The sequence below is a fragment of the Asticcacaulis sp. YBE204 genome (assembly GCF_000495855.1).
Lineage (GTDB): Bacteria > Pseudomonadota > Alphaproteobacteria > Caulobacterales > Caulobacteraceae > Asticcacaulis.
Genome location: NZ_AWGF01000010.1, coordinates 94,812 through 111,837, shown reverse-complemented (window position 1 = coordinate 111,837; position 17,026 = coordinate 94,812). Strand labels below are relative to the sequence as shown.

17 protein-coding genes are annotated in these 17,026 nt (G+C 58.7%); 9 read left to right on the top strand and 8 right to left on the bottom strand.

The window, feature by feature from the left end; all coding sequences use genetic code 11:
* Window positions 1–38 precede the first annotated feature (38 nt).
* The 3 genes from clpA to AEYBE204_RS32490 all read right to left on the bottom strand — a co-directional run bounded on the left by clpA (window position 39) and on the right by AEYBE204_RS32490 (window position 3,654).
* Window positions 39–2,345 carry an ATP-dependent Clp protease ATP-binding subunit ClpA gene (gene clpA / locus AEYBE204_RS32495; protein WP_023462750.1) on the bottom strand — a complete coding sequence of 769 codons (2,307 nt, stop codon included), beginning with the start codon at window positions 2,343–2,345 and terminating at the stop codon, window positions 39–41.
* A 145-nt stretch (window positions 2,346–2,490) separates the two neighbouring features.
* A complete protein-coding gene (gene clpS, locus AEYBE204_RS0120445) occupies window positions 2,491–2,808 on the bottom strand; it encodes an ATP-dependent Clp protease adapter ClpS (protein ID WP_031230876.1) in 318 nt (105 codons plus the stop codon).
* Between the two features lie 411 nt (window positions 2,809–3,219).
* The gene (locus tag AEYBE204_RS32490) at window positions 3,220–3,654 is read right to left on the bottom strand and encodes a phasin family protein (RefSeq protein WP_023462748.1); all 435 of its coding nucleotides are present in this window, start codon (window positions 3,652–3,654) and stop codon (window positions 3,220–3,222) included.
* A 432-nt stretch (window positions 3,655–4,086) separates the two neighbouring features.
* Here AEYBE204_RS32490 and AEYBE204_RS32485 point away from each other — a divergent pair, with 432 nt between their 5' ends.
* Window positions 4,087–5,466, top strand: coding sequence for a D-alanyl-D-alanine carboxypeptidase (locus AEYBE204_RS32485; protein WP_081724698.1), 1,380 nt, complete (start codon window positions 4,087–4,089; stop codon window positions 5,464–5,466).
* Window positions 5,467–5,468: 2 nt separating this feature from the next.
* Window positions 5,469–5,861 carry a hypothetical protein gene (locus tag AEYBE204_RS32480; protein WP_023462746.1) on the top strand — a complete coding sequence of 131 codons (393 nt, stop codon included), beginning with the start codon at window positions 5,469–5,471 and terminating at the stop codon, window positions 5,859–5,861.
* Between the two features lie 165 nt (window positions 5,862–6,026).
* Here AEYBE204_RS32480 and AEYBE204_RS32475 read toward each other — a convergent pair whose 3' ends face one another.
* Together AEYBE204_RS32475 and AEYBE204_RS32470 are read right to left on the bottom strand one after the other, a co-directional pair.
* Window positions 6,027–6,473 carry a hypothetical protein gene (locus AEYBE204_RS32475; protein WP_023462745.1) on the bottom strand — a complete coding sequence of 149 codons (447 nt, stop codon included), beginning with the start codon at window positions 6,471–6,473 and terminating at the stop codon, window positions 6,027–6,029.
* A gap of 56 nt (window positions 6,474–6,529) precedes the next feature.
* The gene (locus AEYBE204_RS32470; protein ID WP_023462744.1) at window positions 6,530–7,411 is read right to left on the bottom strand and encodes a division plane positioning ATPase MipZ; all 882 of its coding nucleotides are present in this window, start codon (window positions 7,409–7,411) and stop codon (window positions 6,530–6,532) included.
* A 163-nt stretch (window positions 7,412–7,574) separates the two neighbouring features.
* Between AEYBE204_RS32470 and map the strand changes: the two genes are divergently transcribed.
* The 4 genes from map (at window position 7,575) to AEYBE204_RS41120 (ending at window position 10,760) form a co-directional block, all read left to right on the top strand.
* Window positions 7,575–8,384, top strand: a complete 810-nt coding sequence (gene map, locus AEYBE204_RS32465; RefSeq protein WP_031230869.1) for a type I methionyl aminopeptidase — start codon at window positions 7,575–7,577, stop codon at window positions 8,382–8,384.
* Between the two features lie 6 nt (window positions 8,385–8,390).
* Window positions 8,391–9,056 (top strand): RadC family protein, encoded by a 666-nt coding sequence (locus tag AEYBE204_RS32460; RefSeq protein WP_023462742.1) that lies wholly within the window; start codon window positions 8,391–8,393, stop codon window positions 9,054–9,056.
* 102 nt (window positions 9,057–9,158) lie between these two features.
* Window positions 9,159–10,472: a site-specific integrase gene (locus AEYBE204_RS32455; RefSeq protein ID WP_031230864.1), complete on the top strand. Its 1,314-nt coding sequence runs from the start codon at window positions 9,159–9,161 to the stop codon at window positions 10,470–10,472.
* 69 nt (window positions 10,473–10,541) lie between these two features.
* Window positions 10,542–10,760, top strand: a complete 219-nt coding sequence (locus tag AEYBE204_RS41120) for a helix-turn-helix domain-containing protein (RefSeq protein ID WP_023462740.1) — start codon at window positions 10,542–10,544, stop codon at window positions 10,758–10,760.
* Between the two features lie 698 nt (window positions 10,761–11,458).
* Here the strand turns inward: AEYBE204_RS41120 and AEYBE204_RS32445 are convergent.
* The gene (locus AEYBE204_RS32445) at window positions 11,459–11,911 is read right to left on the bottom strand and encodes a cysteine hydrolase family protein (RefSeq protein WP_023462739.1); all 453 of its coding nucleotides are present in this window, start codon (window positions 11,909–11,911) and stop codon (window positions 11,459–11,461) included.
* 441 nt (window positions 11,912–12,352) lie between these two features.
* Between AEYBE204_RS32445 and AEYBE204_RS32440 the strand changes: the two genes are divergently transcribed.
* Window positions 12,353–12,820, top strand: a complete 468-nt coding sequence (locus AEYBE204_RS32440; RefSeq protein ID WP_023462738.1) for an NUDIX hydrolase — start codon at window positions 12,353–12,355, stop codon at window positions 12,818–12,820.
* A gap of 2 nt (window positions 12,821–12,822) precedes the next feature.
* On the opposite strand, the gene xth is transcribed toward AEYBE204_RS32440, so the two are convergent.
* Together xth and AEYBE204_RS32430 are read right to left on the bottom strand one after the other, a co-directional pair.
* Window positions 12,823–13,596 carry an exodeoxyribonuclease III gene (xth, locus tag AEYBE204_RS32435; RefSeq protein WP_023462737.1) on the bottom strand — a complete coding sequence of 258 codons (774 nt, stop codon included), beginning with the start codon at window positions 13,594–13,596 and terminating at the stop codon, window positions 12,823–12,825.
* 54 nt (window positions 13,597–13,650) lie between these two features.
* Window positions 13,651–13,959, bottom strand: coding sequence for a hypothetical protein (locus tag AEYBE204_RS32430; RefSeq protein ID WP_023462736.1), 309 nt, complete (start codon window positions 13,957–13,959; stop codon window positions 13,651–13,653).
* A gap of 141 nt (window positions 13,960–14,100) precedes the next feature.
* Here AEYBE204_RS32430 and AEYBE204_RS32425 point away from each other — a divergent pair, with 141 nt between their 5' ends.
* A complete protein-coding gene (locus AEYBE204_RS32425) occupies window positions 14,101–14,967 on the top strand; it encodes a Ku protein (RefSeq protein ID WP_023462735.1) in 867 nt (288 codons plus the stop codon).
* Between the two features lie 2 nt (window positions 14,968–14,969).
* Window positions 14,970–16,949 (top strand): DNA ligase D, encoded by a 1,980-nt coding sequence (gene ligD / locus AEYBE204_RS32420; RefSeq protein WP_023462734.1) that lies wholly within the window; start codon window positions 14,970–14,972, stop codon window positions 16,947–16,949.
* Window positions 16,950–17,026: the final 77 nt, after the last annotated feature.

Sequence of the window (17,026 nt, the reverse complement as noted above, 5' to 3'; positions counted from 1 at the left end):
ATCAACCTGCTCCAAGTTAGGGTCCTAGGGGCTTGCCCCTAGTCCACCGCCTCGGCCTTGGACGAGTTCTTATCCTTAGCCGGCGTGATGTCGAAGGCGATCTTGCCATCCGCCAGCTTGACCAGGATATGTCCACCGCGGACCAGCTTGCCGAACAGTATCTCGTCGGCCAGCGGCTTCTTGATATTCTCCTGAATGACCCGCGCCAGCGGACGCGCGCCATAGAGTTCGTCGTAACCGTTTTCGGCCAGCCACTTTTCGGCGTCCTCGGTCAGTTCGATCGAGATGTTGCGGTCGGCCAGTTGCATCTCCAGTTGCAGGATGAACTTCTGGACGACCTGACCGATGACTTCCGGCTTGAGCTGACGGAAGTTGACGATCGCATCGAGGCGGTTGCGGAATTCCGGCGTGAACAGGCGTTTGATCGCCGCTTCGTCTTCACCGGAGACCTTTTCGCGGCCGAAACCGATCGAGTTCTTCTGGTTGTCCGACGCGCCCGCATTGGTGGTCATGATGAGGACCACGTTACGGAAATCGACCTTCTTGCCCACCGCATCCGTCAGCACGCCATGATCCATGACCTGAAGCAGGATGTTGTAGATGTCCGAATGCGCCTTTTCGATTTCGTCGAGCAGGACAATGGCGTGCGGTTGCTGATCGACGGCGTCGGTCAGAAGACCGCCCTGATCGTGGCCGACATAGCCCGGAGGCGCACCGATCAGGCGCGACACCGTGTGGCGTTCCATATATTCCGACATGTCGAAGCGCAGCAGTTCGATGCCGAGCGTCGAAGCCAGTTGCTTGGCCACTTCGGTCTTACCCACACCGGTCGGACCGGCGAACAGGTAGCAGCCGATGGGCTTTTGCGGATCGCGCAGACCGGCCCGCGACAGCTTCATGGCCGAGGACAGTTGCTCGATGGCTTCGTTCTGGCCGAAGACGACGCGTTGCAGGTCGTTTTGCAGGTCGCGCAGCGATTCTGTGTCGGACTTGGAGACCGACTTCGGCGGGATGCGGGCGATCTTGGCGATAACCGTCTCGATCTCACGCGGGCCGATAACCTTCTTGCGCTTCGATTCCGGCAGGATGACCTGAAGGGCTCCCGCTTCGTCGATGACGTCGATGGCCTTGTCCGGCAGCTTGCGGTCGGTGATGTAGCGCGCCGACAGCTCCACCGCCGTCTTGATAGCGGCGTCGGTGTATTTCAGATGGTGGAAGGTCTCGTAGTACGGCTTGAGGCCTTTCAGGATCTTGATCGTGTCGTCCACGGTCGGCTCGGTCACATCGATCTTCTGGAAGCGACGGACCAGCGCCCGGTCCTTCTCGAAGTGCTGACGGTATTCCTTATAGGTCGTGGAACCCATGCAGCGCAGGGCCCCCGAAGCGAGCGCAGGCTTAAGCAGGTTCGAGGCATCCATCGCCCCGCCCGACGTCGCACCGGCACCGATAACGGTGTGGATTTCGTCGATGAACAAAACGGCGTTCGGATGGGCCTCAAGTTCCTTGACGACCTGCTTGACGCGCTCTTCGAAGTCGCCGCGGTAGCGGGTACCCGCCAGCAGCGTGCCCATGTCGAGCGAGAAGATGGTCGCCCCGGCCAGCACTTCGGGCACTTCGCCGTCGACGATCTTCTTGGCCAGACCTTCGGCGATAGCGGTTTTACCGACGCCCGGATCGCCGACCAGCAGCGGGTTGTTCTTGGTGCGGCGGCACAGGATCTGGATGGCGCGCTCGACCTCGGCGTGGCGGCCGATCAGGGGATCGACCTTGCCGTGGCGCGACTTCTCGTTCAGGTCCACACAGTAGGCGGCCAGCGCGTCGTTCGATGCGGCCTTACCCGACTTTTCCTCGCCGCTGGGGCTGTCTTCGGAGGCCGAGCGGACGGGACGCGATTCGGAGGCCCCCGGCTTCTTGGCGATGCCGTGGGCGATATAGTTGACCGCGTCGTAGCGCGTCATTTCCTGCTCTTGCAGGAAAAACGCCGCGTGGGATTCGCGCTCGGAGAAGATGGCGACCAGCACATTGGCGCCGGTCACTTCGTCGCGGCCCGACGACTGCACGTGGATCACGGCGCGCTGAATGACGCGCTGGAACCCGGCGGTGGGCTTGGCTTCTTCGGAATGCGGCACGACCAGCGATTTGAGGTCGGTTTCGATATAGGCGGCAAGGGCGGTGCGGAGCTTGGTCAGATCGACATTGCACGCGGTCATAACGCCGGCGGCATCGGTGTCGTCCACAAGGGCCAGCAGCAGGTGCTCCAAGGTCGCGTATTCATGGTGGTGAGTGTTCGCATGACTCACCGCGCGATGCAGGGTTTCTTCGAGGGCGCTGGAAAACGATGGCATGTCGGCCTCTCCTTGAGCGATATGCCAAAAAGTGTAAGCGGTTTTTGGCTACAATATCGCGAATGCAGAACTTAGAGCAAAAAGCAGTACAGTTAGTATCGTCTCTCCTTGATGAACCTGGGCTGAAAGGCGGGATCAGAAATCCCTAATCCTTCTCCATAGTACACTGGAGCGGGTGTTGATGCCGCCGGGCCATGTCCACGACCTGCGCGACCTTGGTTTCGGCGACTTCATACGTAAACACCCCACACACCCCGACGCCCGTTTGGTGGACGTGCAGCATGATGTGGGTAGCCTCTTCGCGCGACTTGTTGAAAAAACGCTCCAGCACGTACACGACGAATTCCATGGGGGTATAGTCGTCATTAAGTATTAACACGCGATAAAGCGACGGCTTCTGCGGCTTGGGCTTGGCGTCGATGATCGCGAAGGGCGCATTGGCCGGTTTGCTGGAATCCTCGATCGGTGATTTCGGCGCGCGCGCGGCCTTGATCGGCAGCGAAACTGCCGGGGGAAACGGGCGGGAAAGGTCCGGTGTCGAGGTCAACAAACTGTCCTGTGTGCGTCAGGCCGGTAAAAACGCCACCGGCCCTAAAGACTCATATACCTTAAGCGAACACTGCGTCAGCCCATGCTTCAACAGTTTCCGCCTCACTTCAAGATAGTACAAACTTTATTCCTGTTAAGAGGCAGGCCGTGACATATTTGCGTTATATTGATCACAGTTTACGCACATGCGTTACAAATCCCTAGCGGGATAAAGCGATTGAGGGATAAGCGGAAAACAAAAATCCCCGCCGGCCAAGCCAGCGGGGATTTTCTATTTGGTATCGCGGATGCTGGGTGCAAGACCTCACATCAACGTGATCCGGCCTTAACGATAGGACTGGAACTTTTCGACCGTCGCCGTCATGCGGGCGTTGATCGGCTTGAAGGTATCCTTGAACGAGGCCGACAGGGTTTCGGTCAGCGAGTTCATTTCGGCGACATAGGCTTCGAGCGACGACTTGGCGTAGGTCGATTGCAGCTCGATCACTTCCTGAACCGACTTGGCGGTCGACAGGCTCTTGGCGGCAGCGACGGCCTCTTCCCAGTTCTTCTTGGTGAAGGCGGCGGCCTGAGCGCCGACCGTTTCCGCGCCCTTGGTGGCGGCGGTCAGCGATTCGACGACGGCTTCGACGTTCGACTTCGACAGGGCGTTGACTTCGTTCAGCGCGCCGAGGGTCTTTTCGACGCCGTCCTTGAACGCCTGGTTCGAGGCAGCGGACACTTTTTCGACGGTGGCCTTGTAGGCTTCGGTATCAACCATGATAGTCTCCTTGAGGTTCGGCGATTTTCAGAAAACGCCTGAGGTACGCGGGTTAGTCGGGGTTTCAGGGTTGACAAATCTGTTTCGCCACCCTTCGTTGCGATCATAAATAACGCATGTGCAGCATTGGGTCAAGGATTATTGTGCGCTGCACAAAACGCTAACGAAATCGTGATGCCACTCTTTCGCCTCAGGGATGTAAGCGGGCGCATTTTCGACAAATATGTCCCCCACTATAAGCAATTGGTAAGGATTTCGCGGTGTCCTGTTAAGACCGCATTAATTTGCACCTGACAGCGCGCGGCTTTCATGGTGTTATGGTTAAACCTCTTTCCTGAGGTTCAGCGGACTCTCTCCCATCCGGTCGCCTCCCGCACCTGCGGTGTACTGGCTTCCGATTTTGTACAATGCGTAAGAGCGGGAAAAAGTGGAATGCGTAAGACTATGGTTCAGGCTAAGGCCATTGCTCAGGACTTCAGCGCCCTTAGACTGTGGCTGATCACGGCGCTGGCGATCGTCGCCGCCCTTATCGTGTCGCCCGCGCGCGCGCAGGACCCGGCCGATTCCGCGCGCTACGCCGCCATCGTCGTCGATGCCCAGTCCGGCGAAGTTTTCTACGCCATGCGCGCCGACTCACCGCGCTATCCGGCCTCGCTGACCAAGATCATGACGCTGTACATGGCGTTCGAGGAGATGGCCCAGGGCCGCCTCAAGCCCGACGACCTGATCACCATCTCGCCGCACGCCGCCTCGATGCCGCCGACGAATTCGGGCCTCAAGGCCGGTGATACCATCACAGTGGACATGGCCATGCGCCTGATCGCCGCCTATTCCGCCAACGACCTTGCCGCTGCCCTGGCCGAACATATCGGCGGCACCGAGTCGCGCTTCGCCGCCCTGATGACCGTCAAGGCGCAGGAAATCGGCATGACACGCTCGAACTTCGTCAATGCGTCCGGCCTGCCTGACAGCCGTCAGGTGTCCTCGGCGCGCGACTTCGCCGTGCTGGCCCGTTCAGTCATGCGTGACTTCCCGCAATATTACGAATATTTCCACGTGCGCTCGATCGAGTTTCGCGGCCGCACCTATCCGAACCACAACCCCCTGCTCGCCTATCCCGGCGTCGACGGCATGAAGACCGGCTATATCAACGCCGCTGGTTACAACCTCGTCGCCTCGCAGCGCAAGGGTAATCACCGCCTGATCGCGGTCATGCTCGGCGGTTCGAACAAGGCCCAGCGCCGCGAGCACGTCACGACCCTGATGAACACGGGCTTCACGGTCTTTGCCCGCCGCGACAAGGGCGAGAATATTCAGGTCGCCCAAAACGAATTCCGCAGCGTCATCGCGCCTAAGCCGAAATACGAAGTGCTGGGCGACAATGCGACGCTGATGGCCGCGCTCGATGCGCAGGACGACGAGGACGGTGCCAGTGTCCAGCGGTTGAGCCAGAAGACCCCGGCTCCCGGCGTCGTCGCCGCCCTGACCAAGGCCGAAGCCAAGAAAGCCGCCGATGAGAAGGCGGCTGCCAAAAAGACCTCGACCACCGCCGCCGCCAAAAAGAAGAAAAAAGACCCCGACGCCATCTGGGCGATCCAGGTTGGCGCTTTCAAGGCCAAGTCTCAGGCCGCCGATTGGGCCAAGGACGTACAGAAGCGCTTTACCTTGCTCAAGGGCGTCGATACGGACGTGTCCAAGAACGATGCGGGCCGTTACCGCACGCGCTTTGTCGACATGACCAAGGCCGACGCGCAAAAGGCCTGCAAGGCGATCGAGGCCAAGCGTCTGGATTGCATGGTGGTTAAGAGCTAGTCATGGCCGATGGGGGAACGACGGAACTGAAAAGCGAGAGCCGGTTTCTTCTTATAGCTGTGCTGTTTGTACCGCTGTTCCTGATCTTTCTGGCGCATAACGGTTTAACTGTGCACGACGTGTTCGACAGTCTGGGTGGCGCGGCCATTGTTACACTTGCGTTCCGCTTGACATTTCCGGTTTGGTCCAGGCATCCGACACTGTCCCTACATATCTTTAGCTATGCGGTGGTAGCCTGTCTCTGGGTCGCCTTAGAGGCTCACGACGGTGGCTTCACATCGAGCGATATATGGAAAGGTCTGGGCTTCGGTATCATCAACCTCTTGGTCGGCCTCGGATATGAGTTTATCCGCCGGCGCAATCGGCGTTTGAAAACATCAATAGTGAAGTCGTAACTTTATTATACCTCCTAACTTACCGCACGAGGCTGCGAGGCAGACGAGATCTGGTGGTGAGAGTTCTGGCTTTCTTGCGAACGTGGGTGCTGAATCTCCGAAAGACACCCCACCACCATTGGCAAAGCCAATGGTCCCCCTCCCCGCAAAGCAGGGAGGTATAATTTACTTTCGCTTCAACAACACATCCCGTGCCGCGTTCAGCTTCGCGGCGCGCGCGTCCGAGCCGCCCTGATCCGGGTGAGCGTCTTTCATGCGGGCTTTCCACGCCTTGAGGATGGTTTTGCGGTCGGAGCCTGCCGGAATGCCCAAGGCGCGATAGGCTTCGATTTCCGCCAGACTATGGGTGCCGTCCGTCGACGGCTGAGTTTGGCCGCGATAGCGCGCCCCCCCGGCCATGCCGAAGGCGATGGTCACAAGGATACTGGCCAGAATATACTGCCCACGCGCCACGCAGACCACGCCCGCCATGGCAACGATAACGGCTAGGATGGCGATCAAGGCGCGTTTTTGCCGTATCCACGGTCCGGCCTTCAGCTTGCCGAGGCGCGACTGACGCCCGACCCAGACCAGAAAGGCGAAGACCGCCGCCGCCCCAATAAGCAGATACACCGTTGCGTTTCCTTAAAATGCCAACCGCTTGTGGCACAGGACGCGCGCGGGCTCAATCACTCCGCCGCCTCGAAATCGTCCTCGTCGGCCTCGATCTGAGGCCCCAGCTCGGTCAACTGATCCGACACGGCCTCTTCGTTCTCCAGATCAAGCGCCAGCATGACGGCGCGGATTTCGCTGCGCGCCGAGACGTGGGCCATCGATACGGCCACCGGCTTGATCTCGTTGCTGAGGTCGAGCACGGTCAGTCCGAACGGGAACAGTTCGCGATAGATGACCCGGTCGCGAAGTCCCGATGCGACGCGGAAACCGATGCGCTTACCAAGCGCCTGCAAACGGTCGTCGATGCGCTTGCCGTTGCGCGCCTGATTGGTGGCCAGACGGTTGCGCAGGACAATCCAGTCGATGGTCTTGCCATCCCACTGGGCGCGCTGCTTGCGCGAATTCCACACGGTTTCGGCATAGATCGACGGGCGCTTGACCTCCAGCGTCACCGGATCGACCTGCCCCAGCAGGTCGAAGTCGATGAAGCTGTCGTTCATCGGCGTGATGATGACGTGGCCGACGGCGTGAGCCCGACGCGACAGGAGCGAGTCGCCGCCCGGCGTGTCGATGATCACATAGTCCGCCACGTCGATCGCCTCGTTTAACGCGCGGTCGAAGGCCGCCTTGGCCTCGGCGGCGGGGGCGTCGACCAACTTGGCCGGATTGGCGTAGAGGAACGGCTCGACGGCGTGCGGCAGGATCTTTTCGTTGGCGGCGGCCCACTTCTTGCGGTTCTCGAAGAAGTGCGACAGCGAGCGCTGACGCAGGTCGAGGTCGATGATCGCCACGCGCTTGCCCATATGCAGCAGGACGGCGGCGACGTGCATGGCGACGGTGGACTTGCCCGCGCCGCCCTTTTCATTGCCAAAAACCAGAATGCGCGCGTTCGACATGACGGTTACTCCACACCCGAATCAGGACCCGATCCAAGCTTTCACTGTCGGGCCGCGCGCATCCTGCGTCAATAATTCGTTAACAATTTGACTGGGGAGAATCGCGCCCCGAAAACCAGCGCGCACTCTAGCCTTGACGCATTCAAGCGACTATATTGCCGCCATGACCGTAGATTCAGACTATATGACCCGCTCCGACACCATCCGCATCCATACGGCTGAGGATTTCGAAGGTATGCGCCGCGCCGGCAAGATCGCCAGCCAGTGCCTCGACATGCTGATCCCCTATGTCGTGCCGGGCGTGAAGACGTCCTATCTCGACGATCTGGCGCGGCAGTTCATCTTTGATCACGGCGCCTTGCCCGCCTGCGTCTTCTATCGCGGCTATCAGTATACGGTCTGCATTTCGCCGAACCACGTCGTTTGTCACGGCATGCCGTCGGATAAGACGCTGAAAGAAGGCGATATTGTCAATATCGACGTCACCGCCATCGTCGACGGCTGGCACGGCGACACCTCGCGCATGTACGAGGTCGGTCAGGTCAACCAGAAGGCCAAGCGCCTCGTCGATGTGACCTATGAGTCGATGCGTCTGGGCCTTGAACAGATAAAGCCCGGCAACACTTTCGGCGACATCGCCCACGCCATTCAGGTCTATGCCGAAAGCCAGCGCTGCTCGGTCGTGCGCGACTTCTGCGGTCACGGACTAGGGCAGGTTTTCCATGACAACCCCAACGTCCTGCACTTCGGTCGCGCCGGTACCGGCCCGGTCTTGCAGGAAGGCATGTTCTTCACCGTCGAGCCGATGATCAATCTGGGCCGCCCGGAAGTGAAGGTGCTCAACGACGGCTGGACGGCGGTCACCCGCGACAAGTCCCTGACGGCGCAGTGCGAACACAGCATCGGCGTCACCAAGGACGGGCTGGAAATCTTCACCGCGTCGGATCTCTTCCGCCCGTTGCCGGTGATCTAACATCCGATGGCCGGGGGGGACGTCGAAACATCTTTAGAGACCACCCTGCCCGATCATGGCGGCCACCGTCAGCGCTTGCGCGACCGGGCACGCAAAGGCGGCGTCTCGGCCCTGCCCGACTACGAACTGCTGGAACTGTTTCTCTTCCGCTCTATCCCTCAGCGCGATGTCAAACCGCTGGCCAAGGCCTTGCTGGCGCGGTTCGGCTCCCTGCCTGCGGCCTTGTCGGCACCGCTGGAGGACATGCTTCAGGTCTCGGCGTTGGACAACAAAGGCCGCGCGCTGAAGATGACGGCGGATATCGCGCTCGATCTGGCTCTGATGTTCGAGTCGACCCGCCGGATGCTGGCCGAACCGCTCAAACGCAGCACGGTCATCTCAAGCTGGGCGTCGCTCGTCAGCTATCTGCGCGTGACACTGGCGCACGAACCGCGCGAACAGTTCCGCATCCTGTTCCTCGACAAGAAGAACCAACTCATCGCCGACGAGATCATGAACCACGGTACGGTCGATCACGCCCCGGCCTATCCGCGCGAGATCATGCGCCGGACGCTGGAACTGTCGGCGTCGTCTATTATCCTGGGTCATAACCACTGTATGAATTACCTCTTCGGCCCGTTCGTACCCTTTGATATCATTAATTTTTTTCGTTTGCGGAATGTAAGGGTATAGAAGCACTCTTTGGCACCGTGAGGCGGTAATTTTTTGGGCTGTCGATCCCAATTAACATCGCGTCTCGGGAAATTGATCCCAGTAAAAATCGAGGTGATCGAGGTGCCATATCTAACCAATCTACAGATCGTCCACGCCATTAAACGGGTGGCTCAAACTGCAAAACAGGAGAACCTTGTCGACGGTGAAGGCCGAGGGACGGGTCGTCTTCTTCTCTGTATCAAACTCATGCCATCGCGCGTTACGTCCGATTGGATGGCGCAGCAATACCGGGATGGCAAACGCGTTAAACGCAAGATCGGCACCTATCCGACAATGACACTTGCCGAAGCCCGCGAGATATTCTCCCGGGACTATGCGAAGGTCATTGAAAAAGGTCAGAGTATCAAAATAGCAATGGATACCCGTGCGGGGTCGGTCGCGGACCTCTTCGCTGGGTACGTCTTGCATCTGAAAGAGGCGAACAAACCCTCTTGGTCTCAGATCGAGTACACACTCGGTAAGCTCGCCGTTCTGTTGGGACCGAAGCGCCCAGCACGAGACATCGAGGCCGAGGATATCATCGCGGCAATTCGCCCCATATATCTACGTGGAAAGCGCTCAATGGCCGACCACGTACGAAGCCACGTTCGGTCTGCTTACGGCTGGGGACTCAAATCGGAGCACGATTATCGATCGACCTCTCCTCGTAGATTTCATCTTAAGGGCAATCCAGCCGCAACCATACCGACTGAGCCGAAGGTCGTTGGAACCCGTTGGTTGAATGAAGACGAGTTTGTGAGGCTTTTCCGCTGGCTAGAATGCCCAGATGTCCCTGTTCATCCCCCTTACACCCGCGCGGCGCGGGTCATCATGTTGACGGGGCAGCGGGTGGAGGAAATCGCTCGATTGCACATTTCGCAATGGGATAGCGCCGAGCGCATCATTGATTGGTCTAAAACAAAGAACAACAGACCTCACGCCATCCCGGTGCCGGCCCTTGCCGCAGAATTGCTTGACGAGATAGTCCCGAACGAATTCGGCTGGCTTTTCCCTTCGCAGTTCGACCCGTCGCACCCTGTGACAGCAGGTACACTTTATAGCTTCACGTGGCGGCAGCGAGAACGAGGTGTCATCCCATACGCATCGAACCGAGATCTACGACGGACTTGGAAAACCTTAGCGGGTAAGGCGGGCATCTCGAAGGAAATTCGGGACCGAATCCAAAACCACGCGCTTCAGGATGTGAGTTCCAAGAACTACGACCGGTGGACCTACATGCCCGAGAAGCGCAAAGCGATGGATGTCTGGAACGCGTTTGTCATCGATATGTTCAAACAGCCACCACAGTCCCCGATGGAGCCCATCGACCATGAGTCTCGCCCAAACATGGTTCAATTGATCGATTTCGACGAGGCCCGATCCCGCCTTCGGTGACGTCCTCACACGCAGATTAGCAAGTCCAACAACGTCCCCCTTTTCCGTTCTTTTCCAGAGGAGATACTTATGAAAGATTCCACAGTGCCCGCTCCCAAGCTCTACTACTCGACGAAAGAGGCCGCAGCGCTTTTTGGCCTCTCACACCGCACCTTGGAAAAAATGCGCATAAGCGGCCGCGGCCCCGTCTACTCAAAGGTTTGCAGGCACATCCGCTACAGTCGCGCCGCGCTTGATGCGTGGTTCGAGTCAGGATCACGTACCCGTATTCACCAGGAGGACGGTTGACCTCCAAACAATTGAATAGGACCGAAATGGTTGATTACCTTCAGAGGCTGGACGGCTTGCGCTTAGGGTGGGTTTCCGCGCAGAACATCGATATGTGCACGCCGTCGGCTTCACCAATGAGGAGTTTACTCGAATCTTTCACTCGGGGCTTCGGCCATGTCACGCCGCCAACGTTAGACACGCAACATCTGGGGCTGCGACTTTTCATTTCGCGTGAAGTCGTCAATGCCCCTGGATGATTAGTGCCACGTCCAGTTTGAAACGGAACGACGTTCTTGGTGCGGTTACCACGCTTTTACTAAGAATGGCTGGTTCCGCATGGTCGGCAGGTCAGAATATCGAAACAACGAAAGTCGTGTACACGGACATTAAGCCTTACAACAACGGGTGGGGCGTCGGGCCCAACTTGATCGTTAATTCGCTTCAACCAGCAAATCCATAGCGCTAAGCAAGCGGGTTCGGCCCTGATCACCAATCGACAGCTCTGTTTGGCCCGCAGCACCGTAGCGATGTCGGCTTAAGGGGCCCGAACGATAGCGCGGACGTAGTGGACGTCATCGATATCGGCTGCCCCATGGGCTTTCACCCCATAGGTGCTTTATGCGCCGGACGCGCGACGCGACATCGCACACGTCGAGATGCGCACATTCGCGCTCCTGCTTACGCATCATCATCATCTCTTCGGAATTATAGCCCATCTACGTCTTCCAGTGCTTGAGGATCGTATCGGCAGTCGCGGCGGACACGTGGACGCTAAAGCGCTGGTGATAGATATCCACCATAGCGTCATGGGTCTCGTCGGAGGAACTGCAAATGCCGTCGGTCACGACCACGACCCGATAGCCGAGATCGACAGCTCCAAGCACGGTGGCCGCGACGCAGACTTCCGTTTCCGCCCCGGACACGATGACCGTATCGATTGAGCAACCCTTTAAAAAATCATGCAGTTTACCGTCCGCCCAAGGGCTGTAGGTCACCTTATCAAACACCGGGGCCTTTGGGCTCACCGCGCGCAGCTCTGGTATTAGGTCGAGAAGTCCCGGATCTATGTGGTCCAGCGTCAAGGATTTCCATTTACAGTAATAGTCGCGCCAGGCGCCCGGCGCGGCGTCGGGAGACTGCGCCGGGATAAAGGTCAGGTTTAGCGGCAATCAGCCGGCGCACGGTGGGCACCACCTTTGGCATCCATGGCGTCCGCCAGGGCGTATCCTCGGCGAAGACCCGCTGCATATCTACACACAGATGCACCGTGTCAGGACTGAGGTCTGGAAAAGGTCGGGGCATGGCGTACACGTAGGCGGAAAGCGTGCGAGTAATGTAATCTTCAAGGCTATTATTTCAACGGCTTATCCTTCCAGATGTTATGCCGTCAACTGGGCCGACCGCGTTAAGATTGTTTCCAGCCCTCAAGCTGCGCTTTCCACTCTCTGCGTTCATCCAGCATTTTGCGCCGCTTCGTATCGGACATGTCGCACCCTATATACCGCAGGTGGTAGCGCAGCCACCTATCGTCGCGGCAAGGCGACCTATTGTGCCCTTACGAAACTCGGCATAGAAATAGCCCGTACACGGATATTTTAGAGGGTGGTTTTTTGGCGGAAAAGGTAGAACAGATTACTCCGCCAGCCAACCAGTACGCGGCTCTGCCATACCGCTTGACCGCCGATGGCAATCTGGAGTTTCTGCTGATCACTTCACGCGGCAGCGGGCAATGGATTATCCCAAAAGGAAAGCCGATCGCGGGCATGACGTCGGCGGAGACGGCTGCGCGCGAAGCTTTCGAAGAGGCCGGCGTCCAGGGGGACATTGGCGACGCGCCGATTGGCCGGTTTGCTTACGTGAAAGATCAGGGCCAGATAACCGAGCGCTTTGTGCCCGGCGTTGAGGTCTATCCTTTGAAGGTAACAGGCACCCTGACGCTATGGCCGGAGTTTGGACAGCGCCAGATCCTATGGTGCGACACGCTTACAGCCTTGGGGAAGATCGATCTTGAAGCGCTGAGGACTATTGTCCGTCAATTTGCGGCCACGCATCAGCCCTCCGATAAAGCAGAGCCCTGAACCTACGGTTTGATTTCAATCCACACGGGGGCGTGGTCACTGGTCTTCTCCCATCCTCTCACGTGCCGATCGACCTCCGCCTTTTTAAGGCGCTGGGCGACATCCGGGCTCAGGAGGAAATGGTCGATCCGCAGACCTGCGTCGCGCTCCCACCTATGTCTGAGATAGTCCCAAAAGGTGTAGATGCGTTCATTCGGATGCAAATGCCTGACGGCATCGGTCCAGCCCTGCGCGATAAGCCTGGCATAGGCGTCCCGCACCTCCACCCGAAACAGGGCGTCATTCTGCCAACGCTCGGGTGCATAGACGTCGAGATCGGTCGGCATGACGTTGAAATCGCCCGCGAGGATGACGGGCGCACCGCTGGCAAGCAATTCGGCGGCATGGTCTTGAAGGCGCTGATACCAGCGCAGTTTGTTCTCGAATTTCGGACCCGGATAGGGATTGCCATTGGGGACATAGAGACACGCGATCAGATGGCCGTTGACCGCCGCCTCGATATATCGGCTTTCCCGGTCGTGGTCGTATCCCGGCAAGCCACGCCGGGTCTCGATCGGATCGGCATCCCGCGCCAGGATGGCCACGCCGTTCCAGCGCGATTGACCCTGATAGACAACGCCATAGCCCGCCGCCTCTATGGCCTTGCGCGGGAACTTCTCATCGGGGCTTTTCAGTTCCTGAAGGCAGACCACATCCGGCTGTCGCTCCTCCAGCCAGCGCAACAGAATTGACAGGCGGCCATTGACCCCGTTGACGTTGTAGGTGGCAATCTTCATGCGTTCAGTTTGCCGTGAGCTGCATAAACACGATATGCGATTTGCTCATATGGGCTAATCGACGATCGTGACGGGCTGGGCCCTGATGAGGACAGAGGTCTGCCGGAAGGCTTCTTCCAGGTGGATTTTGTGCTGGCGCCACCAGGCGGCATCGAAGCCCTTGACCATAACTTCGAAGATGACGATCTCGTCGGCCACGACCGCCGCGCCCTGTGCCCACAGGCCTTTGGCCGGGGCACGGGCATAGACCGTCAGACCCCCGAACTTGTCCATTAGCACCATGCGCTCGCTGGCAAACAGCGCGTCGGCAAGCGGATGCCCCTCGTTATCGGTCAACGGCAGAAAGATTTCGACAATGTGCATGAACCACCTCCCATGTCACCAGCGTGCCGAGTGATTCGATAAAGGGGCAATGAGAAAAGTAGGTTTGCAATCGCACTGAAAACTTACCTCGGATGCGATAGCCCTGTGAGTCACATCTACCTCGAAAAATGCGAGGCTAAAATGGCAATACGCCCCTACTGGAGCGGCACGATCCGCGTGTCGCTCGTCTCCCTGTCGGTGGACATGTTCACGGCGATCGATTCGAGGGGAAAGATCGCCTTTCACCAGATCTATCGCCCGACCGGCCAACGCGTTAGGCAGAAGCTGGTCGCCGGCGAGATCGAAATCGATCGTGCCGATATCGTCAAAGGCTACGAGGTCGACAAGGACGAGTATGTCCTGTTCGAACCCGATGAAATCAAGGATCTGAAGATCCCGTCTTCGAAAGCCATGGAGCTGGTCCGGTTCGTGCCCTACGACGCGGTCGACGCCATCTATTTCGACACCCCCTATTATCTGGCGCCGTCCAAAAAGGCCGACCTCGCCACCTTCACGGTTATCCGTGACTCGATGCGCGAGATGAAGGTCATGGGGCTGGGCCAGATCGTCATTGCCGGCAGTGAACGCCTCTGCGCGATCAAGCCGTGCGGCCCAGGGCTGTTGTTAGAAACCCTGCACTACGCCGACGAAATCAAAAAAAGCGGCTACGTATTCGGCGACATCAAGGATGTGAAGGCGGATACCGACGAGAAGGATCTGGCCAAGCAACTCATTAAGCGCAAGGTCGGCGACTTCGAGCCCAGTGAATTCCACGATCGCTATACCGACGCGCTGAAAGAACTGGTCGAGGCGCGCATCGAAAATCGCGAGCCCGTCAAACAGGAAGAGCGCCCGGCGGCTAAGGTCGTCAACCTCATGGACGCGCTTCGCGCCAGCCTCAAGGATACAGGTGCGGCCAACGACGATGACGGCAAGACGCCTGCGAAGGCCGCACCCAAAGCTAAGGCCAAGCCTGCGACTAAGCCCACCTCCAGAAAGGTCGGGTAGTGATGGACGATCAGGGCTATCGGCGCAAAAGCAAGCCTGTCGCTAAGCTGGCATTCAGAGATTTGGAACTGGCCACGCTTGCCGATGCGGTGCCCGCCGGACCCGGCTGGGTGCACGAAGTGAAGTTCGATGGCTATCGTACTCTGACGGTGATCGACGACGGCGCCGTCACAATGTATTCGCGTTCGGGTCTCGACTGGACAACAAAGTACGCCGAGATCGCCCGACGCCTGAAGGCGTTGAAGGTGCGCAACGCCATCCTCGACGGCGAGATTGTCGCGCTCAATGCGCACGGCGCCTCCAGCTTTTCCAAACTCAAGGCCGAGCTGGGCGCCGGGCGCAGCGAAGACCTCCAATATTATCTGTTCGACCTTCTGGTCCTCGATGATGAGGATCTGACACGGCAGCCGCTCGTCGAGCGCAAGCGCCGACTGGAAACCTTGCTGGCGACCGCCGAATTCGAAAACCATATCATCTACAGTGAACACTTTGCCGAAAAAGCGAACTTCCTCCCGCACCTGTGCAGCCTAGACATGGAGGGGATCGTCTCCAAGCGCGGAGACTCGATCTATACGGGTCGGCGCAGCAAGGCCTGGCTTAAGGTGAAATGCCATAAGCGCCAGGAATTCGTCATCGTTGGCTTCACCGAGTCGGACCACGCCGGACGCGGATTTCGCTCGCTCCTCCTGGGCTATTATGAGGACGGCGAGCTGCAATTCGCCGGCAAGGTCGGCACAGGCTTCAATCAGGACACGCTTTTCGACATCCGCAAGAAGCTCGATAAGTTGAAGGCAGTACCAAAACCCTTTAAAAAGCTGCCGCCAGATGTTGGACCGGGCACTTGGGTCCAACCGTCCATGGTCTGCGAGGTCGAGTTCACTGAATGGACGCCGGAGGGCCGACTGCGCCATCCCTCGTTCCAGGGCCTGCGCGAAGATAAGGCGGCCACGACCATTGGACGCGACAAGGCCCTACCGGTCGAGATAGCGGCAAAAGCCGCCCAAGCCGAGGTCGAAGTTGCAGCGGAAAAGCCTAAACGGCGCCATCCTGCCGCACCGCTAAAACCGGGCAAGGCGGGCCGCGTCGATGTCGGTGGCGTGAGCATCTCCCACCCCGATCGCATTGTGTTCCCGGACCTTGGCGTCACCAAGCTAGAACTGGTCCGCTACTACGAGCAGATCGCCGAGCGCATCCTGCCGCACGTCGCCAACCGCCCGCTCTCCCTTCTGCGCGTCCCGGACAATGTCGACGGGCAGCAATTCTTTCAGCGCCATCTGCCTGAGCACGGTGGCGTGCCCAATGTTTCCGACGTGAAAATCCCGATCAAGAACCGCACCGAAGATTACATGAAGATCGAAGACGCGCGCGGCCTGCTATCGCTCGTGCAGTGGGGCGGCATCGAGTTCCATCCCTGGGGGTGTCAGGCCGACACGCCCCTCCTCCCGGATAGAATGATATTCGACCTCGATCCTGATCCCGAAGCGCCATGGTCCAGTGTCATCGAGGGTGCTGCCGAGGTGCGCGACCGCATGAATGAATTCGGTCTGATCAGTTTCCTGAAGACAACCGGCGGCAAGGGCTTGCACGTGGTCGTTCCCATTGTGCCGAAATTCGGCTGGCCCGCCATCAAGGGCTTTACGAAAGCGGTGGCGGAATCGATGGCCCATGACAGCCCGGATCGCTTCATCGCCAATATGAGCAAGGCGAAGCGCAAGGGGCGGATCTTCATCGACTATCTGCGCAATGACCTGACCTCTACGGCCGCCGCCGCCTTCACCGTTCGGGCGCGGTCCGGCGCCGGCGTCTCAACGCCTTTGAACTGGAGCGAACTGAAGGTCAGTCTCAAGCCGTCAGCCTTCAATCTTCAAACGATTTTCAGGCGTCTGAAGGCACAGACATCCGACCCCTGGGCCGACTATTTTGCTGTGCGCCAAACCCTGCGTCCGGAAATCCTACAGGCGCTTAAACTACCCATTGAGTAAGCTCCACATTAAGATATCTCTTCGAAAAAAAGAGACGGACACTGGCGCGCTATGTCGTCGGCGCAAGACCGCTGTTA

Excerpts from the sequence above, each read along its gene's own strand:
- AEYBE204_RS32485 (WP_081724698.1), top strand. The coding sequence starts at position 4,087 with ATGCGTAAGACTATGGTTCAGGCTAAGGCCATTGCTCAGGACTTCAGC.
- AEYBE204_RS32480 (WP_023462746.1), top strand. The coding sequence starts at position 5,469 with ATGGCCGATGGGGGAACGACGGAACTGAAAAGCGAGAGCCGGTTTCTT.
- AEYBE204_RS32425 (WP_023462735.1), top strand. The coding sequence starts at position 14,101 with ATGGCAATACGCCCCTACTGGAGCGGCACGATCCGCGTGTCGCTCGTC.
- AEYBE204_RS32490 (WP_023462748.1), bottom strand. The coding sequence starts at position 3,654 with ATGGTTGATACCGAAGCCTACAAGGCCACCGTCGAAAAAGTGTCCGCT.
- map (WP_031230869.1), top strand. The coding sequence starts at position 7,575 with ATGACCGTAGATTCAGACTATATGACCCGCTCCGACACCATCCGCATC.
- AEYBE204_RS32470 (WP_023462744.1), bottom strand. The coding sequence starts at position 7,411 with ATGTCGAACGCGCGCATTCTGGTTTTTGGCAATGAAAAGGGCGGCGCG.
- clpA (WP_023462750.1), bottom strand. The coding sequence starts at position 2,345 with ATGCCATCGTTTTCCAGCGCCCTCGAAGAAACCCTGCATCGCGCGGTG.
- xth (WP_023462737.1), bottom strand. The coding sequence starts at position 13,596 with ATGAAGATTGCCACCTACAACGTCAACGGGGTCAATGGCCGCCTGTCA.
- AEYBE204_RS32460 (WP_023462742.1), top strand. The coding sequence starts at position 8,391 with ATGGCCGGGGGGGACGTCGAAACATCTTTAGAGACCACCCTGCCCGAT.
- ligD (WP_023462734.1), top strand. The coding sequence starts at position 14,970 with ATGGACGATCAGGGCTATCGGCGCAAAAGCAAGCCTGTCGCTAAGCTG.
- AEYBE204_RS41120 (WP_023462740.1), top strand. The coding sequence starts at position 10,542 with ATGAAAGATTCCACAGTGCCCGCTCCCAAGCTCTACTACTCGACGAAA.
- AEYBE204_RS32430 (WP_023462736.1), bottom strand. The coding sequence starts at position 13,959 with ATGCACATTGTCGAAATCTTTCTGCCGTTGACCGATAACGAGGGGCAT.